The organism is Noviherbaspirillum sp. Root189 (assembly GCF_001428545.1).
GTDB lineage: Bacteria > Pseudomonadota > Gammaproteobacteria > Burkholderiales > Burkholderiaceae_D > Noviherbaspirillum.
On sequence record NZ_LMHZ01000008.1, the window covers coordinates 26,420 to 47,601 of the forward strand.

General features: G+C 57.2%; 23 protein-coding genes. 12 read left to right on the top strand and 11 right to left on the bottom strand.

Annotation, left to right across the window (positions count from 1 at the left end; all coding sequences use genetic code 11):
• Positions 1–2 precede the first annotated feature (2 nt).
• Together ASE07_RS05875 and ASE07_RS05880 are read left to right on the top strand one after the other, a co-directional pair.
• Positions 3–218 (top strand): DUF2970 domain-containing protein, encoded by a 216-nt coding sequence (locus ASE07_RS05875; protein WP_057289879.1) that lies wholly within the window; start codon positions 3–5, stop codon positions 216–218.
• Between the two features lie 29 nt (positions 219–247).
• Positions 248–1,108: a cytochrome c oxidase subunit 3 gene (locus ASE07_RS05880; RefSeq protein ID WP_057289880.1), complete on the top strand. Its 861-nt coding sequence runs from the start codon at positions 248–250 to the stop codon at positions 1,106–1,108.
• A 145-nt stretch (positions 1,109–1,253) separates the two neighbouring features.
• Here the strand turns inward: ASE07_RS05880 and ASE07_RS05885 are convergent, their stop codons facing one another.
• Entirely contained in the window at positions 1,254–1,454 is a 201-nt protein-coding gene (locus tag ASE07_RS05885; protein WP_057289881.1) for a twin transmembrane helix small protein, read from the bottom strand.
• A gap of 80 nt (positions 1,455–1,534) precedes the next feature.
• On the opposite strand from ASE07_RS05885, the gene ASE07_RS05890 reads away from it, so the two are divergent.
• Genes ASE07_RS05890 through ASE07_RS05910 form a run of 5 tightly spaced genes read left to right on the top strand, consistent with a single transcriptional unit; the run spans position 1,535 to position 5,469 of the window.
• The gene (locus ASE07_RS05890; RefSeq protein WP_057289882.1) at positions 1,535–2,248 is read left to right on the top strand and encodes an SURF1 family protein; all 714 of its coding nucleotides are present in this window, start codon (positions 1,535–1,537) and stop codon (positions 2,246–2,248) included.
• A 25-nt stretch (positions 2,249–2,273) separates the two neighbouring features.
• A complete protein-coding gene (locus ASE07_RS05895) occupies positions 2,274–2,825 on the top strand; it encodes an SCO family protein (RefSeq protein ID WP_235548365.1) in 552 nt (183 codons plus the stop codon).
• A gap of 9 nt (positions 2,826–2,834) precedes the next feature.
• The gene (locus ASE07_RS05900) at positions 2,835–3,947 is read left to right on the top strand and encodes a COX15/CtaA family protein (protein WP_057289884.1); all 1,113 of its coding nucleotides are present in this window, start codon (positions 2,835–2,837) and stop codon (positions 3,945–3,947) included.
• Positions 3,948–3,954: 7 nt separating this feature from the next.
• Complete coding sequence (gene cyoE / locus ASE07_RS05905; RefSeq protein WP_057289885.1) at positions 3,955–4,839, top strand: heme o synthase; 885 nt, start codon at positions 3,955–3,957, stop codon at positions 4,837–4,839.
• A gap of 3 nt (positions 4,840–4,842) precedes the next feature.
• Entirely contained in the window at positions 4,843–5,469 is a 627-nt protein-coding gene (locus ASE07_RS05910) for an SCO family protein (RefSeq protein ID WP_057289886.1), read from the top strand.
• 103 nt (positions 5,470–5,572) lie between these two features.
• Here the strand turns inward: ASE07_RS05910 and rpoH are convergent, their stop codons facing one another.
• The 4 genes from rpoH to ftsY form a co-directional block, all read right to left on the bottom strand.
• Positions 5,573–6,469, bottom strand: coding sequence for an RNA polymerase sigma factor RpoH (rpoH, locus tag ASE07_RS05915; protein WP_057289887.1), 897 nt, complete (start codon positions 6,467–6,469; stop codon positions 5,573–5,575).
• 245 nt (positions 6,470–6,714) lie between these two features.
• The gene (gene ftsX / locus ASE07_RS05920) at positions 6,715–7,641 is read right to left on the bottom strand and encodes a permease-like cell division protein FtsX (protein WP_200960888.1); all 927 of its coding nucleotides are present in this window, start codon (positions 7,639–7,641) and stop codon (positions 6,715–6,717) included.
• Positions 7,638–8,321 carry a cell division ATP-binding protein FtsE gene (locus tag ASE07_RS05925; protein ID WP_057289888.1) on the bottom strand — a complete coding sequence of 228 codons (684 nt, stop codon included), beginning with the start codon at positions 8,319–8,321 and terminating at the stop codon, positions 7,638–7,640. The genes ftsX and ASE07_RS05925 overlap by 4 nt, the downstream gene beginning before the upstream one ends.
• The gene (gene ftsY / locus ASE07_RS05930; RefSeq protein WP_057289889.1) at positions 8,318–9,562 is read right to left on the bottom strand and encodes a signal recognition particle-docking protein FtsY; all 1,245 of its coding nucleotides are present in this window, start codon (positions 9,560–9,562) and stop codon (positions 8,318–8,320) included. Before ftsY ends, ASE07_RS05925 begins: the two co-directional genes overlap by 4 nt.
• Positions 9,563–9,715: 153 nt before the next feature.
• Between ftsY and ASE07_RS05935 the strand changes: the two genes are divergently transcribed.
• The 5 genes from ASE07_RS05935 to ASE07_RS05955 all read left to right on the top strand — a co-directional run bounded on the left by ASE07_RS05935 (position 9,716) and on the right by ASE07_RS05955 (position 14,009).
• Positions 9,716–11,089: a M16 family metallopeptidase gene (locus tag ASE07_RS05935; RefSeq protein WP_057289890.1), complete on the top strand. Its 1,374-nt coding sequence runs from the start codon at positions 9,716–9,718 to the stop codon at positions 11,087–11,089.
• A gap of 13 nt (positions 11,090–11,102) precedes the next feature.
• Positions 11,103–12,458, top strand: coding sequence for a M16 family metallopeptidase (locus tag ASE07_RS05940; RefSeq protein ID WP_057289891.1), 1,356 nt, complete (start codon positions 11,103–11,105; stop codon positions 12,456–12,458).
• Positions 12,459–12,472: 14 nt separating this feature from the next.
• On the top strand, positions 12,473–13,132 hold the full coding sequence (gene rsmD, locus ASE07_RS05945) for a 16S rRNA (guanine(966)-N(2))-methyltransferase RsmD (protein WP_057289972.1): 660 nt from the start codon (positions 12,473–12,475) through the stop codon (positions 13,130–13,132).
• Between the two features lie 43 nt (positions 13,133–13,175).
• Entirely contained in the window at positions 13,176–13,664 is a 489-nt protein-coding gene (gene coaD / locus ASE07_RS05950) for a pantetheine-phosphate adenylyltransferase (protein WP_057289892.1), read from the top strand.
• Between the two features lie 63 nt (positions 13,665–13,727).
• Positions 13,728–14,009, top strand: coding sequence for a YfhL family 4Fe-4S dicluster ferredoxin (locus ASE07_RS05955; RefSeq protein ID WP_057289893.1), 282 nt, complete (start codon positions 13,728–13,730; stop codon positions 14,007–14,009).
• An 18-nt stretch (positions 14,010–14,027) separates the two neighbouring features.
• Here the strand turns inward: ASE07_RS05955 and ASE07_RS05960 are convergent, their stop codons facing one another.
• From ASE07_RS05960 to ybaL, 6 genes are all read right to left on the bottom strand, one after another.
• Positions 14,028–15,122, bottom strand: coding sequence for a GGDEF domain-containing protein (locus ASE07_RS05960; protein ID WP_057289894.1), 1,095 nt, complete (start codon positions 15,120–15,122; stop codon positions 14,028–14,030).
• Positions 15,123–15,312: 190 nt separating this feature from the next.
• Positions 15,313–16,164: an MOSC domain-containing protein gene (locus ASE07_RS05965; protein ID WP_057289895.1), complete on the bottom strand. Its 852-nt coding sequence runs from the start codon at positions 16,162–16,164 to the stop codon at positions 15,313–15,315.
• Positions 16,165–16,187: 23 nt separating this feature from the next.
• The gene (gene ychF / locus ASE07_RS05970) at positions 16,188–17,279 is read right to left on the bottom strand and encodes a redox-regulated ATPase YchF (protein ID WP_057289896.1); all 1,092 of its coding nucleotides are present in this window, start codon (positions 17,277–17,279) and stop codon (positions 16,188–16,190) included.
• A gap of 64 nt (positions 17,280–17,343) precedes the next feature.
• Complete coding sequence (locus tag ASE07_RS05975; RefSeq protein ID WP_057289897.1) at positions 17,344–18,441, bottom strand: hypothetical protein; 1,098 nt, start codon at positions 18,439–18,441, stop codon at positions 17,344–17,346.
• Positions 18,442–18,520: 79 nt separating this feature from the next.
• Positions 18,521–19,099, bottom strand: coding sequence for an aminoacyl-tRNA hydrolase (pth, locus tag ASE07_RS05980; protein ID WP_057289898.1), 579 nt, complete (start codon positions 19,097–19,099; stop codon positions 18,521–18,523).
• Positions 19,100–19,249: 150 nt separating this feature from the next.
• Positions 19,250–20,962, bottom strand: a complete 1,713-nt coding sequence (ybaL, locus tag ASE07_RS05985) for a YbaL family putative K(+) efflux transporter (protein ID WP_057289899.1) — start codon at positions 20,960–20,962, stop codon at positions 19,250–19,252.
• Between the last annotated feature and the right edge of the window lie 220 nt (positions 20,963–21,182).

A 21,182-nucleotide genomic window follows, 5' to 3' on the forward strand; every position in this document is an offset into this window, starting at 1 on the left:
AGATGGACGAGTCGAAGAAACCTGCGCAGCGCAAAGCATCCTTTGGCGCCACTGTAAAGGCGGTGTTCTGGTCGTTCTTCGGCGTTCGCAAGAAAAGTGATTACGAAAGCGATGCGCAGCACCTGAATCCGGTGCATGTGATCATCGCCGGGATCATCGGTGCCATTATTTTTATCACGACGCTGTTGCTGATTGTGAAGAGCGTCGTTGCAAAGTGATTATTTAAAATTTGTATTGGGAGATGGAAATGGGTTCTCAACACGCTAAGACAGCGCCGTACTACTTTGTGCCAGGCCCGTCCAAATGGCCGGTTCTGGCAGGTGCGTCCCTACTCTTGACGATGGCAGGCGCGTCCGCATGGGTAAACGGTTACGGCTGGGGGCCGGTCGCCAATATTCTCGGCATCCTGGCAACAATCGTGGTGCTGTTCAAATGGTTCGGCGAAGCCTTCGCGGAATCGGAAAGCGGCCTGTACGGCGACCGCATCGACCTGTCGTTCCGCTGGAGCATGAGCTGGTTCATTTTCTCTGAAGTGATGTTCTTCGCGGGCTTCTTCGGCGCATTGTTCTATGCCCGCAGCGTTACCATGCCCTGGCTCGCTGATATCGACCACAAGGTGATCTGGCCTGACTTTACTGCACAATGGGGGAATACACCTGGTGGCACGATCGATCCCTTCACCAAGATGGGCCCGTTCCCGATCCCGACCATCAACACGGCACTGTTGCTGGCATCCGGCGTGACCTTGACTATCTCTCACCATGCACTGCGGCTCGGTCAGCGTGGCAAGACCGCATTCTGGCTGGCGGCAACAATTCTTCTGGGTGCAGTTTTCATGGGCTTCCAGGTATATGAATACATGCACGCCTACAGCGAACTGAACCTGAAGCTGACTTCCGGCATCTACGGCTCGACCTTTTTCATGCTGACCGGCTTCCACGGGTTCCACGTGACCCTCGGCGCCATCATGCTGGCTGTTGTCCTGTATCGCCTGATGAAGGGACACTTCACTCCTGAAAATCACTTCGGCTTCGAAGGCGCTGCCTGGTACTGGCACTTCGTCGACGTTGTCTGGCTCGGCCTCTACGTTGTGGTCTACTGGTTGTAAGCTTCAGGCCGCGAATAAAAAGCCGCACTTCGGTGCGGCTTTTTTACTGGACAGGCGAGCTATGCAATTTATCAACGGCGGGGGATATCGCTGCGACTTCAATAGTCGGAGTCACGTGGCACCCTATCAGAACGACTTGCTGCGGCTAACGAATCCCGGTCGGTTGTATCCAGCCCTGGCTATGCGCGATCAGGATCAGGATGAACAGCGTGATGGAAAAACCGACGCGAAACGCGAGCGCTTTCACGGTCCGGTTGCTTTTTCCCTTGTCGCGCATCAGGAAAATCAGGGCTGAGCCCAGACTTGCAAGAATGAGGATAAAGGCAATGGCGACAACTGTTTTCATGATTGGTACGGTAGGGTGACACCAGCCTGTCGACATCGACTTCCAATGGTACATGGCCAGCTGATTAAAGAGACATTGTAATGCCATTCAAATTCCGCTTTCGGTGGATCCCTTTCATTGCCGCACTGATCGTCGCAGCAGTAGGCATTACATTGGGGAACTGGCAGACGCGACGTGCGCAGGAAAAGCAGGAGATCGAAGCTAAGCTGGGTGTACGACAACATGCGCCCGCCCTGGTGCTCGAAGGACGCGGCGATGTGCCTGCCGATATCGAATATCGTCGCGTCGCCGTCCGTGGCGAATTCGTTCCGGGCTGGACCTTCTATCTCGATAATCGGCCCTACAACGGCGTCCCCGGCTTTTATGTACTCACTCCATTGAAAATTGCGGGGTCTGACATGCATGTACTGGTGTCGCGCGGCTGGCTCAAGCGCGACGTTGCCGATCGCACCAGGATTCCACCGATCGCGACGCCCAAGGGAACCATAGAAATTTCCGGCATTGTCCGTAATAGTAGCAGCCGTCTGCTACAACTCGGCGAAGCTCCTCCCCTGCAGCCGAATGCCATCGTCCAGAACGCCGAGGCGCAGGATGTGGGGCGTGCGGCCGGATTGCCAATCCACCCGTTCGTGATAGAACAATTGACCGATGTGCATGATGGGCTGGTAAGAGATTGGCCGCGGCCATCCACGGGTGAAGATCGGCATCGTGGTTATGCTTTTCAGTGGTATGCGCTCGCAGCAACAGCGCTGATTTTTTTTGTCGTGACAGGATTTCGACGTGGAACAAACTAAACAAAAGACAAGCGGCCGATGGAAAATGCTCGCCGTGCTGGCGGTCTGCGCCTCGCCGCTCATCATTTCTTACCTGACGTATTACGTCATCAAACCAGAGGGCCGCACAAACTATGGCGACCTGATCGATCCGCGTGCCTACCCTATTCCTAAGCTGGATGCCACTTCGCTGGACCAAAAACCGGCATCACTGGATGATTTCCGGGGCAAATGGGTGATGATGCAGATTGGCAACGCCGATTGCGCCGACGCCTGTCGCAAACGCCTGCATGACATGCGCCAGTTGCGCCTTGCGCAGGGCAAGGAAATGGAAAGGATAGAGCGAGTCTGGCTCATCACCGATGACAAGCCTCTGGAAACCATGCTCATGCGCGAGTTTGACGGCACGCGCATGCTACGGGTGAAGCCGGAAGCGCTTACTAAATGGCTGCCCGTTGATAATGGAACGACCCCGGCGGACCATATCTACATGATAGATCCCTTGGGCAATCTGATGATGCGCTTCCCCAAGGACGCCGATCCCAACAAAATCAAGAAAGACCTTGCCAAACTGCTCAAGGCCTCGCGCATTGGATAAGGGCGAACCATGCTGATACAACTCGCGGTCATTGCCCTGCTTGTTGCGCTCTTGCCGCTGACCATCGTCTGGGTTTCCAGCGACCAGAACAAGTATCGCAAGCTGGTGTGGATTGCTGTATTCCTGACTTTCGACCTAATCATGTTCGGCGCTTTTACGCGCCTGACCGACTCCGGCCTCGGCTGTCCGGACTGGCCAGGCTGTTACGGCCACGCCAATCCATTGCAGGCGCATGAACACATCAGTGCTGCGGAAGCGGCCATGCCCACCGGCCCGGTCACCGTCATCAAGGCATGGATTGAAATGATCCATCGTTATCTGGCCATGACCGTCGGCGTCCTGATCATTGCCATCATGGCCATTGCGTGGCGCGGGTGGATCAAATCCCGACGCACCGATCCAAAGTTTTCGCCGTGGTTACCCAGCCTGCTGTTCGGATTCGTCTGCCTTCAGGGTGCCTTTGGGGCGTGGACAGTTACGTTAAAACTGCAACCGGTCATTGTCACGATCCACTTGCTGCTTGGGTTGTTTCTTTTGTTATTGCTCGTGTGGCTTGGTGCGCGTGAAAACAATCACGCTCCGGTCGCCGCCAGTGCAGGTTCATTGCAATGGCCTGCCGCGTTGGCGATGGGCATCCTGTTTATTCAAATTGCCCTGGGGGGGTGGGTGAGCACCAATTATGCCGCGCTTGCCTGTACCGACTTCCCCTTGTGCCACGGCCGTGTCGTACCCAACATGGACTTTGAACATGGTTTTACGCTGTGGCGCCATCTTGGCAAGACCGCAGACGGCGACTACCTGCCATTTGAGGCACTGACCGCCATTCACTGGGTGCACCGCAATTTTGCCATCGTCGTCGCAGGTTTTATTGCCTGGGTGGCATATAAGGCCATGCGCGTCGACGGTCTCAAGACTGATGGGCGCCGGCTACTCATTGCCGTCGTCGTGCAGTTCCTGATTGGTGTTTCCACCGTGTTTCTGAAATGGCCGTTAGCACTTGCCGTCTTGCACAATGGCGGTGCGGCGGTCCTTGTGCTGCTGCTGACCATGCTAAACTATCGAGTTAGAATTCCCGCGCAAACCGCAGCTGACAGCACTGTAACCCGGCTATCTGCCGCATGAGATCCAAGTGACTACCCTGACCGCACATCCCAACCGCATCGCTCAGTATTGGGCTCTCACCAAGCCGCGTGTGACCCAGCTGGCCGTGTTCTGTGCCGTGATCGGCATGTTCCTGGCATCGCCTGATCTGCCAAGCTGGAAAATTGTGGTTGCCGCAACGATCGGTATCTGGCTGCTGGCCGGTGCCGCCTTCGCGATCAACTGCCTGGTCGAGCGCGAGATCGATTCACGGATGGCGCGCACCGCCCGCCGCCCGATGGCGCGCGGTGAAATCACTGTCACACAGACACTGATGTTCTCCGGCATCATCGGCGGTGCCGGTATGTGGGTTCTGTTTAATTTTGTGAACCCATTAACGATGTGGCTGACGTTCGCGACCTTTGTCGGGTATGCGGTCATCTATACCATGCTGCTGAAGCCGGCGACCCCGCAAAACATCGTCATCGGTGGTCTATCTGGCGCCATGCCGCCCGCGCTGGGCTGGGCAGCCGTCGCCAATGATTTGCCGATGCAGGCATGGATACTCGTACTGATCATTTTTGTGTGGACACCGCCCCACTTCTGGGCACTCGCCCTGTACCGCCGTGACGACTATGCCAAGTCCGGCCTGCCGATGCTGCCGGTCACCCACGGCCTGAAATTCACCCAGTTCCATATCTGGCTGTACACGATTGCGCTGGTTGCCACTACCATGTTGCCGTTTGCGGTACAGATGAGCGGCCTGATTTACCTGGCCAGTGCGGCGGTGCTCGGCGCCGTCTTCCTCTGGTATGCCTGGCAGGTCTATCGTCATTACACCGACCTGATCGCCCGCAAGACTTTTGCCTATTCAATCATCTACCTGTCATTGCTGTTCATCGCCTTGCTGGTCGATCACTACTTCAAGTTCTGAAGCATGCCATCCTTTTTTCGACGCCGTTTCGCGCCTTTCCTGCTGCTCGCTGCAGCGCTAATGCTCTCAGCCTGCGACAAACAGGGTGAGGGGGGGCAACTGCTGTCGTCCTCCGCATCCACTTTCAAGAATACCGACGTCACCGGACTGGATTACGCGAAGGATTTCGCGATGCCGGATCATAACGGGACGATGCGTACGCTGGCCGATTTCAAAGGCAAGGCGGTGGTCGTGTTTTTCGGTTATACCCAGTGCCCCGATGTTTGTCCAAGCACCATGGCGGAAATGGCAAGCGTGATGCAGCAACTCGGACCGCAGGCGGACAAAGTGCAGGTGTTGTTCGTTACCGTCGATCCTGAGCGCGATACGCCTGCGTTACTGTCCAAATATGTTCCTTCATTTGATACACGCTTCCTTGGACTGGTTGGCGACAAAGCGCAGACCGAAAAGATTGCCAAGGACTTCAAGGTGTTTTACCAGAAGGTGCCGGGCAAGGAGCCAGGCAGCTACACGATGGACCACGCGGCGGGCAGCTACGTGTTCGACCCGCAAGGCCGCATTCGCCTCTTCGTAAGACATGGGCAGGGCGCCGAACCCATCGTGCATGACCTGAAACTGCTGCTGTCATAAAGCCTCGCCACACGGCGCAGGCAACGACCGAAGAGATGAAAAAGGCGCTCCGTGGAGCGCCTTTTTATTGCCGGTCGATCACCCGCGCGATACCGGTCAGGCATCAGGCATAAGCTGCCAGCGCACCTTTCATTTTCTTCAAGGCTGCGCTCTCGATCTGGCGGATTCGTTCGGCAGATACACCGAATTCGTCAGCCAGTTCATGCAGTGTCGCGCCAGAACCGTCGTCATTGGCCAGCCAGCGCGCTTCGACGATGCGGCGTGAGCGCGGATCGAGCTTGCCGAGTGCCGTTTCCAGACCTTCGGACTGCAGACGGTCATACTGACGCGCCTCCAGTGTTTTTGTCGGCTCGCTTGCCTCGGACGACAGATAAGCGATCGGTGCAAACTTGTCGTCTTCATCATCGCTTGGCGCATCAAGGGCAATATCGTGACCGGACATACGGGTTTCCATCTCAATGACTTCCTCCCGTTTGACGTTCAGCGACCTGGCCAGATCGTCGACCTGTGCCGGCGTCATCGCATCAAGTCCTTCCTTGTGGCTGCGCAGGTTGAAGAACAGCTTGCGTTGAGCCTTCGTCGTGGCTACTTTGACGAGACGCCAGTTTTTCAGGATGTACTCATGCATTTCAGCCTTGATCCAGTGCATCGCGTACGACACCAGACGAACTCCCTGGTCCGGATCGAAGCGTTTGACCGCCTTCATCAAGCCAATATTACCTTCCTGGATCAGGTCGGCATGCGGCAAGCCGTATCCGAGATAACCGCGTGCAATGGAAACGACCAGTCGCAGGTGCGACATCACCAGCTTTTGCGCTGCGCCCAAATCGTTCTTCTCACGGAACTCACGCGCAAGCGACGTCTCTTCCTCATGCGTGAGCATGGGGATACGGTTCACAGCCGAAATATACGCTTCAATATTGCCGAGGTTTCCAGAGAAACCCAGCGCCAAAGCATTCTTCGCGGATGGAACCAATGCGGACTGTGCAGATGCGTTCATTGTTTCTCCTTGCTTCACGAGCTTCAATCACCGTCAAATGCCAGTGATCCGCTCCTTGTTGAACATTATATTAGCACTCCCCGCAATAGAGTGCTAATCACCGATTTCAACGATGTTCATAGGGTAGACCTATTGCAGTTCCGTAACGATTGGTCAGGGAGACTTTAGGCCACGTCAGGCGCAGTAAGTTGCGAGGGCTCAAAGAAAAAGCGGGAAATTGCCTAAAAGTTTTAATTCGCCAAGACTTAACCAAGTCGCGCCAAGTGCCGCTTAACCGACATCAATGCACCTACCAGTCCTAAACCTGCGCTGATTAACAAAAGAGCAAGCTGAGTTTGCACAGTGAGAGGAGTCAGGCGGAATTCCGACGCGTAAAGCCGGGCAAATTCTGTAATGGCCCCATTCAGCGGCCCCAAGGCAAGTGCGACCACGCCAAGTGCCAGCACACCGGCCGCCAAGCCGAGTAATGCGCCGGAATAGTAGAATGGCCGGCAAATAAAGCTATCCGTCGCGCCAAACATCCGGCACACCTCAATTTCCTCGCGCTGTGTCATCACCTGCAGCCGGATGGTATTGAAGACGACCGCCACGACCACCACACCCAAGGTCGTGGCAAGAAAGAGCAGGGCAATCCGCAGCACCTGCATCAATGCGGCCAGTCGCTTGACCCAGGCCGAATCGATTTGGACATATTCGACACCTGGCAGGTTTTTCAGTTGCGCAGCAATCGATTCGACACGCACTGCATCGCTGGTGCTTTGTACGCCGGACAACTTCAGGACATAGCCGTCCGGCAGCGGATTTTCTCCAAGCGCCGTGATCGCATCCGATAAACCGGTTTTATCTTTCAATAAGGTCAACGCGCGTTCGCGTGGAATAAACTCCAGTCGTCCGGTGCTCTGGGAAGCCTGCACGATCTGGCGGATTTGCGGCGCCAGCGCCGTCACCCGCTCGCGCGGTGTATCGATTGCCATGAACAGGCTGATTTCCGGTTCCACCGCCAGTTGCTCGGATACTGGCCGGACGTTCTCCAGAATGGTCAGTCCGGCGATCGGAAGCGCCAGCGCGATCGCCACGACCAGCACATTCAAGATAAAGCTGCCGGCTGACGAAGCTATGTGAGCCATTGCATCCCGGAGGGCGGCAAGATGTTGTGAAAGCCAATTCATCATGCGGATTCCTGCGCAAGACGCATTTCCGGACTTTTCGTGAGACGTCCGCCGTCAAGATAGATGATGCGGTCGGCGTTACGCAGGATCGCTTCGTCGTGCGTTGCAATCAGGCAAGTCACGCCAGCCTCGTGAAAAGCCGTGAGCGCATCCATCACCCGGTTAGCGCTGGCACGGTCGAGGTTTGCGGTCGGCTCGTCGGCCAGAATGATCTGGGGCCGGTTGACGATGGCACGGGCAATGGCCACGCGCTGCTGTTCGCCGCCCGACAACGCGAGCGGTTCCGAGGTCGCCTTGCCGGCCAGACCCACTTTGTCCAATGCTGCCCGTGCCCGCTTTTCGGCGTCATTGCGTGCCGATCCGGTCACCAGCAAGGGCAGCATCACGTTGGCAACCACGCTACGGTCGCTCAAGAGGTTGGCTGGTTGGAACATCAGTCCAAGATTGCGACGCAGATAAGGGATTCCCGACGCTGATAGCTTGCCGATATCCTGGCCATTCACCAGGACGCTGCCCGATGTTGGCCGCTCGATGGCGGCAATCATCTTCAGCAAGGTCGATTTGCCGGCACCTGAGGGGCCGGACAGGTACGCCAGCTCGCCCTTCGCGATCGATAGCGTGACGTCCGTTAGCGCCGAACTGCCATGGCTGTATTGCTTGGAGACCTGCCTGAATTCGATCATGTCAGCAAAGCTTCAACAAATTCCTCGGCATTGAAAGGCTGGAGGTCCTCGATCTTTTCGCCCACGCCAATAAAGTACACGGGAACCGGACGCGTCTTGGCGATCGCTGCCAGGACGCCACCCTTGGCGGTGCCGTCGAGCTTGGTCACGATCAGACCCGTGAGCCCGAGCGCATCGTCAAATGCCTTAACCTGCGCCAGTGCGTTCTGGCCGGTATTGCCGTCGATGACGAGCAGGATTTCGTGCGGTGCCGACGCCATCCCTTTACCAATGACACGGCGCACCTTCTTCAATTCTTCCATCAGGTGCAGCTGGGTCGGCAGGCGACCAGCCGTATCGATCATCACGACGTTCGTGCCGCGCGCGCGTGCCGATTGCACGGCATCAAATGCCACCGCGGCCGGATCGCCCGACTCCTGCGCAATCACCGATATGTTATTGCGTTCGCCCCAGATGGCCAGCTGTTCCCGCGCTGCCGCGCGGAAGGTATCTCCGGCGGCGAGCAACACGGATTGCTGGTGTGCCTGAAGGTGTTTGGCCAGCTTGCCGATGGTCGTGGTCTTGCCGGCACCGTTGACGCCGGCAATCATCATCACCAAAGGCTGATGCCGGCCGAGCACCATCGGCTTCTGCAGCGGTGTCAGCATGTCAATCAGCAATGCGCGCAAGGCTGTCTTCACTTGTTCCGCATCGGTCAGCTTCTCGCTTTTCACCTTTTTCTTGAGCGAATCAAGAATGAACTGTGTCGCCTCGACACCAGCGTCGGACATCAGCAGCGCCGATTCAAGCTCTTCATAAAGGTCTTCGTCGATCTTTGCACCGACAAACAGGGTTGTCAGATTGCTCGACGTTTTGGATAAGCCGGATTTAAGGCGTTGCATCCAGGAACGCTTTTGCTCGAGTTCGATCGGCGCAGCCGGAACAATCTCGCCTTCTTCTTCATTCTCTTCCTCGACGGCAAGCGCCGGCATCGGCGGTGGTGCTGGTGGCGAGGAAGAAGCGGGCGTCGGCGACGTCACGTCCTGAGCCAGCTCCTCTTCAGGCTGGGGGGCCGGTGCAGCATCACGCTTAAACAAGCCAAACCAAGACTTTTGCTCGGTGGCAGTCGACACCGGAGCGGTCACTGGGACAGGCGCCGGAGTCACTTCAGCCGGCACTGTGGACTGGACTTCGCCGGCCGAAGCGGGCGACTCCTGCGGCGCAGGCGTATCTTTCGGTTTTTTCTTAAAGAAACTAAACATTCGGGTAGGGAGGAGTGGCAGTTCGGCGCGCACAAAGCCGCGTAGCCGAAAGAAGATACAATCGGAACCTCATTTAATGGGCGGCGCTCTTTTACAGTCAATTATGCGTCCGCTGCATCATTACTAGCCCCGTATTTTATCAGAGCACAGAATATGAAATTCCGGATTGCCATCCTGCTGTCGGCGTGCGTGCTGAACTGGTTGCCTGTTACTGCAGGCGCCGCCGACATTGCGCAAGAGTTCATGTTGAATAACGGCATGAAAATTATCGTCAAGGAGGACCATCGCGCACCGACAGTGGCGCACATGGTCTGGTACAAGACGGGTTCGATGGACGAGCAGAACGGCACGACCGGAATTGCGCATGCTCTCGAACACATGATGTTCAAAGGCACCAAATCGCTCAAGCCGGGAGAATTCAGCCAGCGTGTCGCAGCGCTCGGGGGGCGCGAAAACGCGTTCACCAGCAAGGATTACACCGCCTACTTCCAGCAGATAGAAAAGTCGAAGCTGGAACAGGTCATGCGCCTTGAATCGGACCGTATGGCAAACCTGATTTTCGACAAGGACGAGTTCGCGCGCGAGATCCGTGTTGTGATGGAAGAACGGCGCTGGCGCACCGAGGACCAGCCTATTCCGCAGGTCTACGAGGCCCTGAATGCAACGGCCTTCACGGCACATCCTTATCATCACCCCATTGCCGGATGGATGGAGGATTTGAAAAGCATGACCGTGCAGGACGCAAAGAACTGGTATGACCGCTGGTATGCGCCAAACAATGCAGTGATGGTCGTGACCGGCGATGTCGATGCCAGGCAGGTGCTGGCGCTTGCCCAGAAATATTACGGCAAGATCCCGCGCAAGGCAGTGCCGACGACACGCCCACAGGACGAACCTGAGCAGCGCGGCATCCGGCGCGTGACCATCAAGGCGCCGGCAGAGAATCCCTATGTCGTCATGGCATTCAAGGCGCCGACCCTGCGCGATGTCGAAAAGGACGACGAATCCCATGCACTCGATGTGCTCGCCGCCATTCTTGACGGTTACGACAATGCGCGACTCAATGCCAAGTTGGTACGAACAGACAAGGTCGCCAATTCGGCGGGGGCCGGCTATTCCAATGTCGCACGCGGCCCCGCATTGTTCCTGCTCGACGGCACGCCGTCACAAGGCACGACCACCGAACAACTCGAGAAGCTGCTGCGGGCAGAGGTGGACCGCATCGGCAAGGAGGGTGTTTCGCAAGAAGAACTGAAGCGTGTGAAGACGCAATTGATCGCTGGTCAGATCTATAAGCGCGATTCGATTTTCGGCCAGGCGATGGAGATCGGTGTCATGGAAATGAGCGGACTGTCGCATACCAAGATCAACCGCATCATTGAGAAGTTGAAAGCGGTCACCAGCGAGCAGGTCCAGGCCGTGGCGCAAAAATATTTCAGCGATGACACGTTGACCGTAGCTACCCTGGTTCCGCTGCCATTGTCCGAGAAAAAATCCGCTCCGCCGCCCAAGGGCCTGCGCCATTAATCGAGGAATGATGATGTTTAAACGCTTTTTCTTTGCACTGGCCGGCGTGGCCATCGGCTTTACCGGCATCGCACCGGCACAGGCGGCTTTGCAGATACAGTCGTGGTCGCTTGGCAACGGCACACGTGTGCTGTTTGTCGAAAACCATTCGATCCCGGTGGTCGACCTGAGCGTCGAGTTCGACGCAGGTTCTCGCCGCGACCCGCAAGACAAGTCGGGCGTCGCTTCACTGACCAATGCCATGCTCGCGCGCGGCCTGCGTGAATCGACCACGCCGATCGCGGAACCGGCGATGACGGAAGCACAGATTTCCGACGCCTTTGCCGATACGGCGGCGCAGCGCGGCGGCGGGGCGGGCGGTGATCGCGCCGGCGCCAGCCTGCGCACGCTGAGCAGTCGTGCCGAACGCGATGCTTCGGTCACATTGCTCGCCCGCTTACTGGCCCATCCCAGCTTTCCGGAAAATTTTCTGGCGCGCGACAAGGCGAGGACGATTGCCGCGATCAGGGAAAGCGAAACCAAACCGGAGTCGATTGCCGACAAGGCCTTCTGGCGCTTGCTCTATGGTAGTCATCCCTATGCAAGGCATGAAACCGTCGCTTCGGTAGAGTCGATTACACGCGATGATCTGGTTGCTTTTCACAACGCCCATTACGTAGCCAACCGCGCCATTGTGTCCATCATCGGCGACCTGAGCCGCGCCGACGCCGACGCGATCGCGCAGCAGTTGACGGAGCGTCTGCCGCAAGGGACTCCCTTGCCGGAACTGCCGTCGGTCGACATTGCACCGCCCAGGGAAGAACGCATTGCGCATCCCGCATCGCAAGCGCACATCCTGTTAGGCATGCCGGCGATTGCCCGCGGCGATCCTGATTATTTTCCCTTAATGGTCGGAAACTACACGCTCGGCGGTGGTGGTTTCGTTTCACGGTTGACGCGCGAGGTGCGCGAAAAGCGCGGACTTTCATACAGCGTCTATAGCTATTTCAATCCGCTTGCACAGCCGGGGCCATTCCAGGCCGGTCTGCAGACGCAAAAAGAGCAAACCGACAATGCATTATCCGTTGTTCGCGACACCATCTCGACCTATCTGCGTAACGGTCCGACAGAGCAGGAAGTGAAAGCCGCCAAGGACAACCTGATCGGTGGTTTTGCGTTGCGCATAGACAACAATAAGAAGATTCTCGACTACGTTGCTGCGATCGGTTTTTACCGACTGCCGCTGGATTATCTCGACACCTGGACCCGCAATGTGGCCAAGGTAACTGCGGCCGATATCAAAGCGGCGTTCAATCGCAAAGTCGCGCTCGACAAGATGTCGACAGTGATCGTCGGCAGTGCAGCCAACAATGCGGATACTGCGAAATGACGCGACCCAACAGCATGCAGGCTAGCCGTAAAAACAGGCAGGCGCCTGCTCCACGTCATGCAGGACCGGCACGCCAGGTGCGTATCATAGGTGGTCAGTGGAAAAGGACGCCGCTGGCTGTGCTTGATGCGGAAGGACTGCGTCCTACGCCGGACCGCGTCCGCGAAACCGTCTTCAACTGGCTCAGTCACCTGTTCGATGGTAACTGGACCACAGTGCGCTGCCTGGACTTGTTTGCCGGTACGGGCGCACTCGGTTTTGAAGCGGCAAGCCGCGGCGCTGCCGGTGTGCTGATGGTGGAAGACAATGCGGCTGCCGTGCGACAGCTGGATGCAACACGCGACAAGCTAAAGGCGACACAGGTCGACATTCGACGTGGTGATGCCCTGGTGACAGCGCAAACCTTGTTGCGACACGACATGCGCTTCGAACTGATCTTCCTCGATCCCCCATATCACCGCGACTGGATGGTAAAAATACTACCTGTTTGCCGGCAACTGTTGGCTGACGGCGGCATGGTATATGCTGAAGCTGAAACGCCGCTGAACACTGAAATGGAAGGCGAATCCACGCCGAATTGGCTGGATGGCTGGACAGTCGTGCGGGCAGACAAGGCAGGCATGGTGTTCTATCATTTGCTGCAGCGCAAAAGCATGCCGGAAAATCAGGCATAATGCGCGTTCCGGAATTTGTTTCATCACTGGTCAGGGAGCCAAGATGGTCACAGCAGTTTATCCAGGCACGTTCGATCCACTCACGCGCGGCCACGAAGATCTGGTAAGGCGCGCTTCGGGTTTGTTCGACAAGCTGGTGGTAGGCGTTGCCGACAGCAAGAACAAGCGGCCGTTTTTTTCGATGGAAGAGCGTCTATCCATCGCCAACGAGGTGCTGGGCCATTATCCGAATGTGCAGGTCGAAAGCTTTTCGGGCTTGCTCAAGGATTTTGTGCGCGCGCATGATGCGCGCGTCATCGTACGCGGTCTGCGTGCGGTGTCGGACTTCGAATATGAATTCCAGATGGCCGGCATGAACCGCTACCTGTTGCCCGACGTCGAAACCTTGTTCCTGACGCCATCGGACCAATATCAATTCATATCCGGTACCATTGTGCGCGAAATCGCCACATTGGGCGGTGATGTCTCCAAGTTTGTTTTCCCGTCAGTCGAAAAATGGCTGAAGGAAAAATTGGCTGCCAGCGGCAAATAAGCCGCATCCTCATCGCGACATTCGCCAACCGGCGAATGCACGGGCAGCAAAGCAGAGGTTGTTATGGCATTAATGATTACGGACGAATGTATCAATTGCGACGTGTGCGAGCCCGAGTGCCCGAACGACGCGATTTACATGGGGACCGAGATCTACGAGATCGATCCCGACAAATGTACGGAGTGCGTCGGCCACTTCAATGAGCCGCAATGCCAGCAGATATGTCCGGTGGAGTGCATCCCCTTTAACCCGGACTGGCGGGAAAGCAAGGAACAACTGCAGGCAAAGTATGAGCGCCTGCAAGCGGAAGCAGCGGCGAAAAACCAGGACAAGGCACAGGCATAGCGCCGATTCGGATTGCCTTCAGCCTGCGGCAATCACCCGATTCCGACCTGCTTCCTTCGCTCTGTAAAGTGCCTGGTCAGCCTGCGCCACCAGGCGCTGGGCGGCTGCTTCGACATCCTCTGCGCGCGCCTTCGTGTCCAGTGCGGCAACACCTAGCGAAACCGTCACATCGAGTTTCTGCCCGTTGAGCAGTACCAGCGGATGTTCCGCAATGCCGAGGCGGATACGTTCGGCGACATTCACCGCATCCACCTGTTCGGTATCGATCAGCAGGACAACAAATTCCTCACCGCCAAAACGGCCAAGCGCATCGCTCAGGCGCAGTTCCGCCTTGATGCGAGCGGCCACGCCTCGCAATACTTCGTCGCCGGCCTGATGGCCCATGCGGTCGTTGATGCGCTTGAAATAATCGATATCGATGTACATGCAGGACAGGGCATAGCTCTGACGCCATGAACGGCCGATTTCCTCAAGCAGGCGGCGCTCGATGTAGCGTCGATTGTTGACGCCGGTGAGCGGATCGGTCAACCCGATATGCTTCAGCCTTTCGGTATTGATGACGTTTTCAACACAGATGGCAATGATGGATGCCAGGTGTTCAATGAATTCCGTACTGAGTGCCGGCGCAAAACGCTTGGTATCGTCGCTACCAAGATTCATGCAGCCGATCAGCTTGCCATGCCGAACAAGAGGCAAAATGGCCACGCTGGCGGGCGGCACAATCGGTTCAGGGAAAACGCGGCCATGCAGTTCTTCTGAATAAGTGCCGAGCACCGGTTTGAACAATTTGCCCGCAAGTTCGCCGAACTCGGCTTCTTCCTGCAGGAAGAGCAGGTGAGGAAATTCCGTCTGCTGGATGCCGAGATCGACCAGAATGCGGCGAATGTCGTAATCCGGGTCGAGCAAAGTCAGGGTCACCACATGGAGGCCGGCCGAACTTGCGAAGGTATCGAAGACCGTATCAAGCAATTCACGCAGGCTGCCGGCCGAGATGAATTGCAGGTCGAACGCCTGATGCTTTTGCAGGATGCGCTGGTTTTTTTCAGCCTGTGCCAATAGCTGCGCCAGCTGCTCGCGCAGCCGCCTGTTTTCTGCAGCCAGGTCTTGCGTCATCGGCGAAGGCTCCGTATCAGGGCATCGGCGAGACGGGCAGATGCTCGGAAGGCGTGAAACGAAAATTCGTTTAGATACTACCGTGTACCATCCCGGGTCACAATAGACCGGATGGCAACTGCAAATGGAATAAGGCGAGTACGAACCGAACGATGCACATCATGCATTCTGTTACCCGCGTGTTGTCAGATCAGAATGCGATGCTGACGTCGACTTCCTGACCAACCCGCAGCACCTGACCTTCGCCTTCGAGCAGGATGGCGTTCATGCCAAATGTAATACGGCCATCGACTTTGGGATTGGCGCGGTAGGTTTGCAGGATGTCGAGCGGATTGGGGCCAAATTCACCGGTTGCCTGATCCACCGAGGGCATGGGACAGCGCGGGCAGGGCTTGACCGGCTTGAGCACGGCATCGCCGATCCTGAATGATTCGGTGACATCTTCCTCGAAGGCTTCGATACCGTTCACCACGATATTGGGGCGGAAGCGATTCATCGGCAATGACTGTCGGCCTTGCGCCTGCAGCTTGCTGTTGAGGTCGGCGAGCGAGGCTTCCGAGACCACCAGCATCGGATAACCGTCTGCAAACAAGGTTGGTACTTCCAGACCATTGGTCCATTCCTTGTTGGCGATCCGCTTGGCTTCGGCATGAAAACGCACGAGACGGCATGGCGTGCCCAGAAATTTCGAAAACCATGTCGCCGTGGTTTCGTCGCAGTCATACGCGTGTACCGGTTCGCCCCAGACGTGCACCGTCAGCGTGGTTTCCTCGGACGGATCGGGCAGGCCGAGCGGCACTTCCAGCCGCAGCATGCCGGGTGCGCGCAGTTCCAGCGTGTCGGCCTTGATACGCGGGACGATCAGGGCCATCTTCGGATAATCGCGCTGCGTCATGAACTGTCCCTCCGCATCGACGACCATCCATTCGCGATCATAGATCTGCTCGCTCATCAGGCCCGCAGGCGTGACGGTCGCCTCACGCAGGGAAATGCCGGCGCAGGATTTAATCGGATAAAGGTTCAGTTCGGTCAGGATGGGCATGGCGCGTTGGATTTTCGTAGTGCTTAGACGTTAAACAGAAAGTTCAGCACATCGCCGTCCTTGACGATGTATTCCTTGCCTTCGGCGCGCATCTTGCCGGCTTCCTTCGCACCCTGTTCGCCCTTGTAGGCAATGAAGTCTTCGAAGGAGATTGTCTGTGCACGGATAAAGCCGCGTTCGAAATCGGTGTGGATTACGCCGGCTGCCTGCGGTGCGGTCGCACCAACCGGAACCGTCCATGCTCGCACTTCTTTTACGCCTGCGGTGAAATAGGTCTGCAGGCCCAGCAGCTTGAAACCGGCACGGATCAGGCGATCGAGGCCCGGTTCTTCCATGCCCATGTCGGCCAGGAATTCTCCCTTGTCTGCATCATCGAGATCGGCGATTTCCGCTTCGATCGCGGCGCAGATCGCGACGATCGGTGCATTCTGTTCCTGCGCGTAGGCGGTCAGCTGGTCGAGCAGCGGGTTGTTGGTGAAACCGGTGTCGGAGACATTGGCTACGTACATGGCCGGCTTGGCGGTGATCAGGCAGAGCGACTTGATGATCGCCATTTCTTCCGCGTCCAAACCCATGGCGCGTACCGGCTTGGCATCGTTCAGTTGCGGCATGATGCGTTCCAGCAGGTCGACCAGTTTGGCGGCTTCCTTGTCGCCGGAACGCGCTTTCTTGTTTTCGCGGTGGATTGCCTTTTCGACGGTGCCCATGTCAGCCAGTGCAAGTTCGGTCTGGATGACGGCGATGTCGTCGAGCGGACTGACTTTACCGGCGACGTGAATTACGTTCGGGTCTTCGAAGCAGCGCACCACGTTGACGATCGCATCGGTTTCGCGGATGTGCGCGAGGAACTGGTTGCCCAGGCCTTCGCCCTTGGACGCGCCCGCCACTAGGCCGGCGATGTCTACAAATTCGACGACTGCCGGGACGATGCGCTCGGGCTTGACGATGTCGGAAAGCTGCTTGAGGCGAGGATCGGGAACTTCCACGATGCCGACGTTCGGCTCGATGGTGCAGAAAGGATAATTTTCCGCAGCAATGCCTGCTTTGGTCAGTGCATTGAACAGGGTGGATTTGCCGACGTTAGGCAGGCCGACGATGCCGCATTGGAGACTCATGGTGTACTTCGCTTTGCCAAATGTTTGAATTAACCCGCTATTTTACCGTAGCAGCGGACTCGAATCAGATCGGCTGTACCAGATCGAGATTTGGCTTTTCGACAAATTCGGCCAGCGCATCGCGCAGTCGCTCTCCTTCGCCGATGGCCAGCTTCCAGTTGAGAATGCGTGCCGCATGATTCAAGCCGTAATAATGGAAATCGTTACGGTCAGGCAGTTTCCCCAGGGATAAGGTTTGCAGGAATTCGCGTGACGGTGAGAGCAGGATGACATTGTCCAGCCATTCCCGGTTGCGGCCGATATTGGCCCGCCGCCAGGGAAGAGACTTGTCCAGCCAGCCCGGCACGATTTCATTGCTGAAATGCGGGTACAGCACCAGGCCGCCGTCCGCATTGCCGGCGACGCGGGAGTATGGCAATGCCAGGTGATAATCGATCAGGCCGCCGTCCCAGTAGGTGCCGATCGGCGCATGTGGAATATGACGGACGGGTTCCATGGTGAACGGGAGCGTGCCCGAGGCCAGCAAGGCGCTGTTCAGGTTGTCAGGGGAGAGCGGAGCAAAGGCTGTATGGAAGGCGTCGAATTTTGCCTTGAGCCAGAAAGCCGGTTCGCGCTCGTCGCCGATGACAACCCTGGCAAGATGGTTTGCCAGCTGCGAGCGTGAAACGAAATTGCCCAGAACGGCGAGGCCGAAGCCTGTGCTCACCGAAACATTGCGCCTCGGCGCCTTCAGCAAACCGCGCCCGCGCGACACCAGGATTTGCAGGCGGTAATGCGGATGGCTGGTTACTTCATGCTCATGTCCGCCTAGGGTGCCGTTCAGGACCGCCTTGCAGGTGTCCGTGACATAGCGGGCCGATGGCCGGTGCGGATAAGTCTGTTCGCAATAGAGATCGCCGAGGCGCTGGAAGCCCGACACCGGATCGGCGAGACAGGCGGCCGCCATGCGCCATGCGCCGATCGACGCGCCGACCAATGTACGTTCGCGCGGTGCCGATGGCAACCAGCTACCGAACATCCACTGGTCAAGCTTTTGCAAGATCAGTCCCTTAGGGCCACCGGCTGCGCCTGGGATGATGGCGATATCCTGTGCACGCAAGCCGTGGGTGCGAAGATGGGCGAGCGCCTTCGGGCCGGCGTGAATTGAAAGCGGGCCAGTCATGTATGACCGTGGCAAAGGGGTTGCATGGCACCGTCGGTATAGTCTGTCGCCATTGATGCGGTTACGGAAATCAGCATGCCTATTTTGCCGTCGAATGCAGTTTCATCATTGCCGCTTCAAACTTACCTTCGCAGAGCATGGGAATCACATCGATGCTTTTTTCTATTGATTCATTGATCAGCGCCTGTTCTTCCTTGCGCGGACGATGGAGTACGAAGTCGACGACGGGTTGTTGCAGGTTCAGCGAGCGTGGATGACCGATGCCGATGCGCAGCCGCCAGTAATCCTGGGTGCCGAGCGCAGCGGTAATGTCCTTCAATCCATTATGACCGCCGGAGGATCCGCCTTTCTTGATTTTCGCAGCGCCCGGGGGCAGGTCGAGTTCGTCATGGACAACCAGCACTTCGTCCGCCGCGATTTTAAAAAAGCGGGCGAGTGCGCCGACCGATTGGCCTGAACGGTTCATGTAGGTCTGCGGCTCCAGCAGCCAGACTTCCTGACCTGCGATGCTGGTTTTGCACGCCAGTGCGTTGTAACGGGACTCGCGCACGAGGCGGTTTCCGGCGAGGTTGTCGACCAGCCAAAAACCGGCGTTGTGCCTTGTCTGTTCGTATTCAGGACCCGGATTTCCCAAGCCGACGATGAGGCGTATGGACATGCTGTTAGGTTTGCCCGTGCTGCTGCCAAAATGGCAATTGCAAGGCGAATATATCAAAGACCCTGATTATCGGGGATGTTGCAGGTCGCCGTCCAATACAGCATGGCGCTGAGGGCACTTCCATCGAGTTGATGGGCTCACTGCACGCACTCAATGCGGATGTGGGGCGGCATGTTCCTGTTGTTCGAGGCTGTCCAGGATGTAGTGTGTCATGCTTGTCGCCAGTTCATGTTCGCCGATAAATACCTTGCCTGCCTTTTCGTGTCGCAGCAGCGCTGCCTCGCTTTCACTATGGGTACGCACCACGGTTTGAATAGTGGGGTTGAGTGCGCGCGCGGTTTCGATCATTGCCCGCACACCAAATGTGTCGGGAGTTGCCACCACTAGTATGGAAGCGCGAGCGATATGCGCCTGAATCAGGACCGCCGGTTCGGCGGCGTCGCCCGCGACGGCGGGTATCCCCTGTTTGCGCAACTGCTCGACCCGCTCGCGGTTCTGGTCGGCGACAACGAAATGCACGCCCCGGGCAACCAGGTCGTCGGCAATGCGCCGGCCCACGCGACCATAGCCAACCAGTACCACCTGCCCGGTTAGCTTGTTCTGGTCTGTTGTCATCGGCAATTCGGCCAGGGGGTCATCCGGGCGCTCAAATTTGCGAGCGAGGTCGGACTTGGCGCGTATCCAGTTCTGCAGAGGTTCGATCAGCTTGAAGACCGCTGGATTCAATGCAATCGAAATGATTGCGCCAGCAAGGATAAAACTTTGTGCTTCCTTGGGCAGCAGGCCGAGTGACATACCGAGGCCGGCAAGGATGAATGAGAACTCGCCGATCTGCGCCAGACTTGCCGATACGGTGAGCGCAGTGTTGAGCGGGTAACGCAGCATCAAGACGAGGACAAACGCTGCAATCGATTTGCCGACAACGATGACGGCAACCACGGCAAGGACCTGCAAGGGATATTGCACGAGTACAAGTGGATCAAACAGCATGCCAACTGACACGAAAAACAGTACGGAAAATGCGTCCCGGAGCGGAAGGGATTCCTCTGCCGCGCGATGACTGAGTTCCGATTCGCGCAGGACCATGCCCGCAAAGAAGGCGCCGAGGGCGAACGACACGCCAAATATTTTGGACGAGCCGTAGGCAATACCGACTGCGGCGGCAATGACGCAAAGGGTGAACAATTCGCGCGAGCCGGTTCTGGCGACCCGCCATAACAGCCACGGAAAGAGCTTGCGCCCCACAACAAGCATGAACACGACGAAGGCAATGACCTGTCCCAGCGTCAGGGCAAGCGTCGTCCACAGCGTACTGCCTTCTTGTCCGCCGCTGCCACCGAGCCATCCTGACAACGCCGGCAATAGCACCAGGACCAACACCGTAACCAGATCTTCCACGACCAGCCAGCCAACGGCGATCTGCCCGTTGATTGAGTCTAAAATTCCCCGGTCTTCAAGCGCTCTAAGCAGAACGACTGTGCTGGCGACAGACAAGGCGAGTCCAAATACCAGACCCGCGCCAAGACTCCAGCCCCACAAATGCGCAAGCCCTACCCCCATCGCGGTCGCAACGACGATCTGCAAGATCGCGCCGGGCAGGGCAATACGTCGTACCTGCAAAAGGTCATCGACTGAAAAATGCAGTCCAACGCCAAACATGAGTAGCATGACGCCGATTTCCGCGAGCTGAGCTGACAGTTCGATATCTGCGACAAAGCCCGGAGTCGCAGGGCCGATCACAATGCCGGCAGCGAGATAGCCAACCAGCGCGGGGAGCTTCAGGCGAATGGCAAGCATCCCGAAGATCAGGCCAAGGCCCAGAGCGGCGGCAATTGTCGTAATCAGACTGACGTCATGTGGCATGCGGGGCTGTTCCTCCAAGGTTGAATGGATGTAATTTATGCGGCTGGGCGAACGAGTGATTTTACAGACGATTCATGGCCAGGAAGTGGCTGCGGTCGAATGCGGGTTTGACAAATATATTGAAAAATTCCGCTGGTTTGCATGAGAGTAATTGCCTGCGGATGAGTAGCAGCAGCTATAAGCAGCTATAAAAATAAAACCCCGCCAGGTGGCGGGGTTT

Coding starts and splice junctions, on each gene's coding strand:
- rsmD (WP_057289972.1), top strand. CDS start 12,473: ATGCAGGCTAGCCGTAAAAACAGGCAGGCGCCTGCTCCACGTCATGCA.
- ftsX (WP_200960888.1), bottom strand. CDS start 7,641: ATGATGAATTGGCTTTCACAACATCTTGCCGCCCTCCGGGATGCAATG.
- ASE07_RS05925 (WP_057289888.1), bottom strand. CDS start 8,321: ATGATCGAATTCAGGCAGGTCTCCAAGCAATACAGCCATGGCAGTTCG.
- ASE07_RS05910 (WP_057289886.1), top strand. CDS start 4,843: ATGCCATCCTTTTTTCGACGCCGTTTCGCGCCTTTCCTGCTGCTCGCT.
- ASE07_RS05900 (WP_057289884.1), top strand. CDS start 2,835: ATGCTGATACAACTCGCGGTCATTGCCCTGCTTGTTGCGCTCTTGCCG.
- ASE07_RS05940 (WP_057289891.1), top strand. CDS start 11,103: ATGTTTAAACGCTTTTTCTTTGCACTGGCCGGCGTGGCCATCGGCTTT.
- coaD (WP_057289892.1), top strand. CDS start 13,176: ATGGTCACAGCAGTTTATCCAGGCACGTTCGATCCACTCACGCGCGGC.
- ASE07_RS05935 (WP_057289890.1), top strand. CDS start 9,716: ATGAAATTCCGGATTGCCATCCTGCTGTCGGCGTGCGTGCTGAACTGG.
- ASE07_RS05890 (WP_057289882.1), top strand. CDS start 1,535: ATGCCATTCAAATTCCGCTTTCGGTGGATCCCTTTCATTGCCGCACTG.
- ybaL (WP_057289899.1), bottom strand. CDS start 20,962: ATGCCACATGACGTCAGTCTGATTACGACAATTGCCGCCGCTCTGGGC.
- ASE07_RS05880 (WP_057289880.1), top strand. CDS start 248: ATGGGTTCTCAACACGCTAAGACAGCGCCGTACTACTTTGTGCCAGGC.
- ASE07_RS05975 (WP_057289897.1), bottom strand. CDS start 18,441: ATGACTGGCCCGCTTTCAATTCACGCCGGCCCGAAGGCGCTCGCCCAT.
- ASE07_RS05895 (WP_235548365.1), top strand. CDS start 2,274: ATGCTCGCCGTGCTGGCGGTCTGCGCCTCGCCGCTCATCATTTCTTAC.
- rpoH (WP_057289887.1), bottom strand. CDS start 6,469: ATGAACGCATCTGCACAGTCCGCATTGGTTCCATCCGCGAAGAATGCT.
- ASE07_RS05960 (WP_057289894.1), bottom strand. CDS start 15,122: ATGACGCAAGACCTGGCTGCAGAAAACAGGCGGCTGCGCGAGCAGCTG.
- ASE07_RS05965 (WP_057289895.1), bottom strand. CDS start 16,164: ATGCCCATCCTGACCGAACTGAACCTTTATCCGATTAAATCCTGCGCC.
- pth (WP_057289898.1), bottom strand. CDS start 19,099: ATGTCCATACGCCTCATCGTCGGCTTGGGAAATCCGGGTCCTGAATAC.
- ASE07_RS05875 (WP_057289879.1), top strand. CDS start 3: ATGGACGAGTCGAAGAAACCTGCGCAGCGCAAAGCATCCTTTGGCGCC.
- ychF (WP_057289896.1), bottom strand. CDS start 17,279: ATGAGTCTCCAATGCGGCATCGTCGGCCTGCCTAACGTCGGCAAATCC.
- ftsY (WP_057289889.1), bottom strand. CDS start 9,562: ATGTTTAGTTTCTTTAAGAAAAAACCGAAAGATACGCCTGCGCCGCAG.
- ASE07_RS05885 (WP_057289881.1), bottom strand. CDS start 1,454: ATGAAAACAGTTGTCGCCATTGCCTTTATCCTCATTCTTGCAAGTCTG.
- ASE07_RS05955 (WP_057289893.1), top strand. CDS start 13,728: ATGGCATTAATGATTACGGACGAATGTATCAATTGCGACGTGTGCGAG.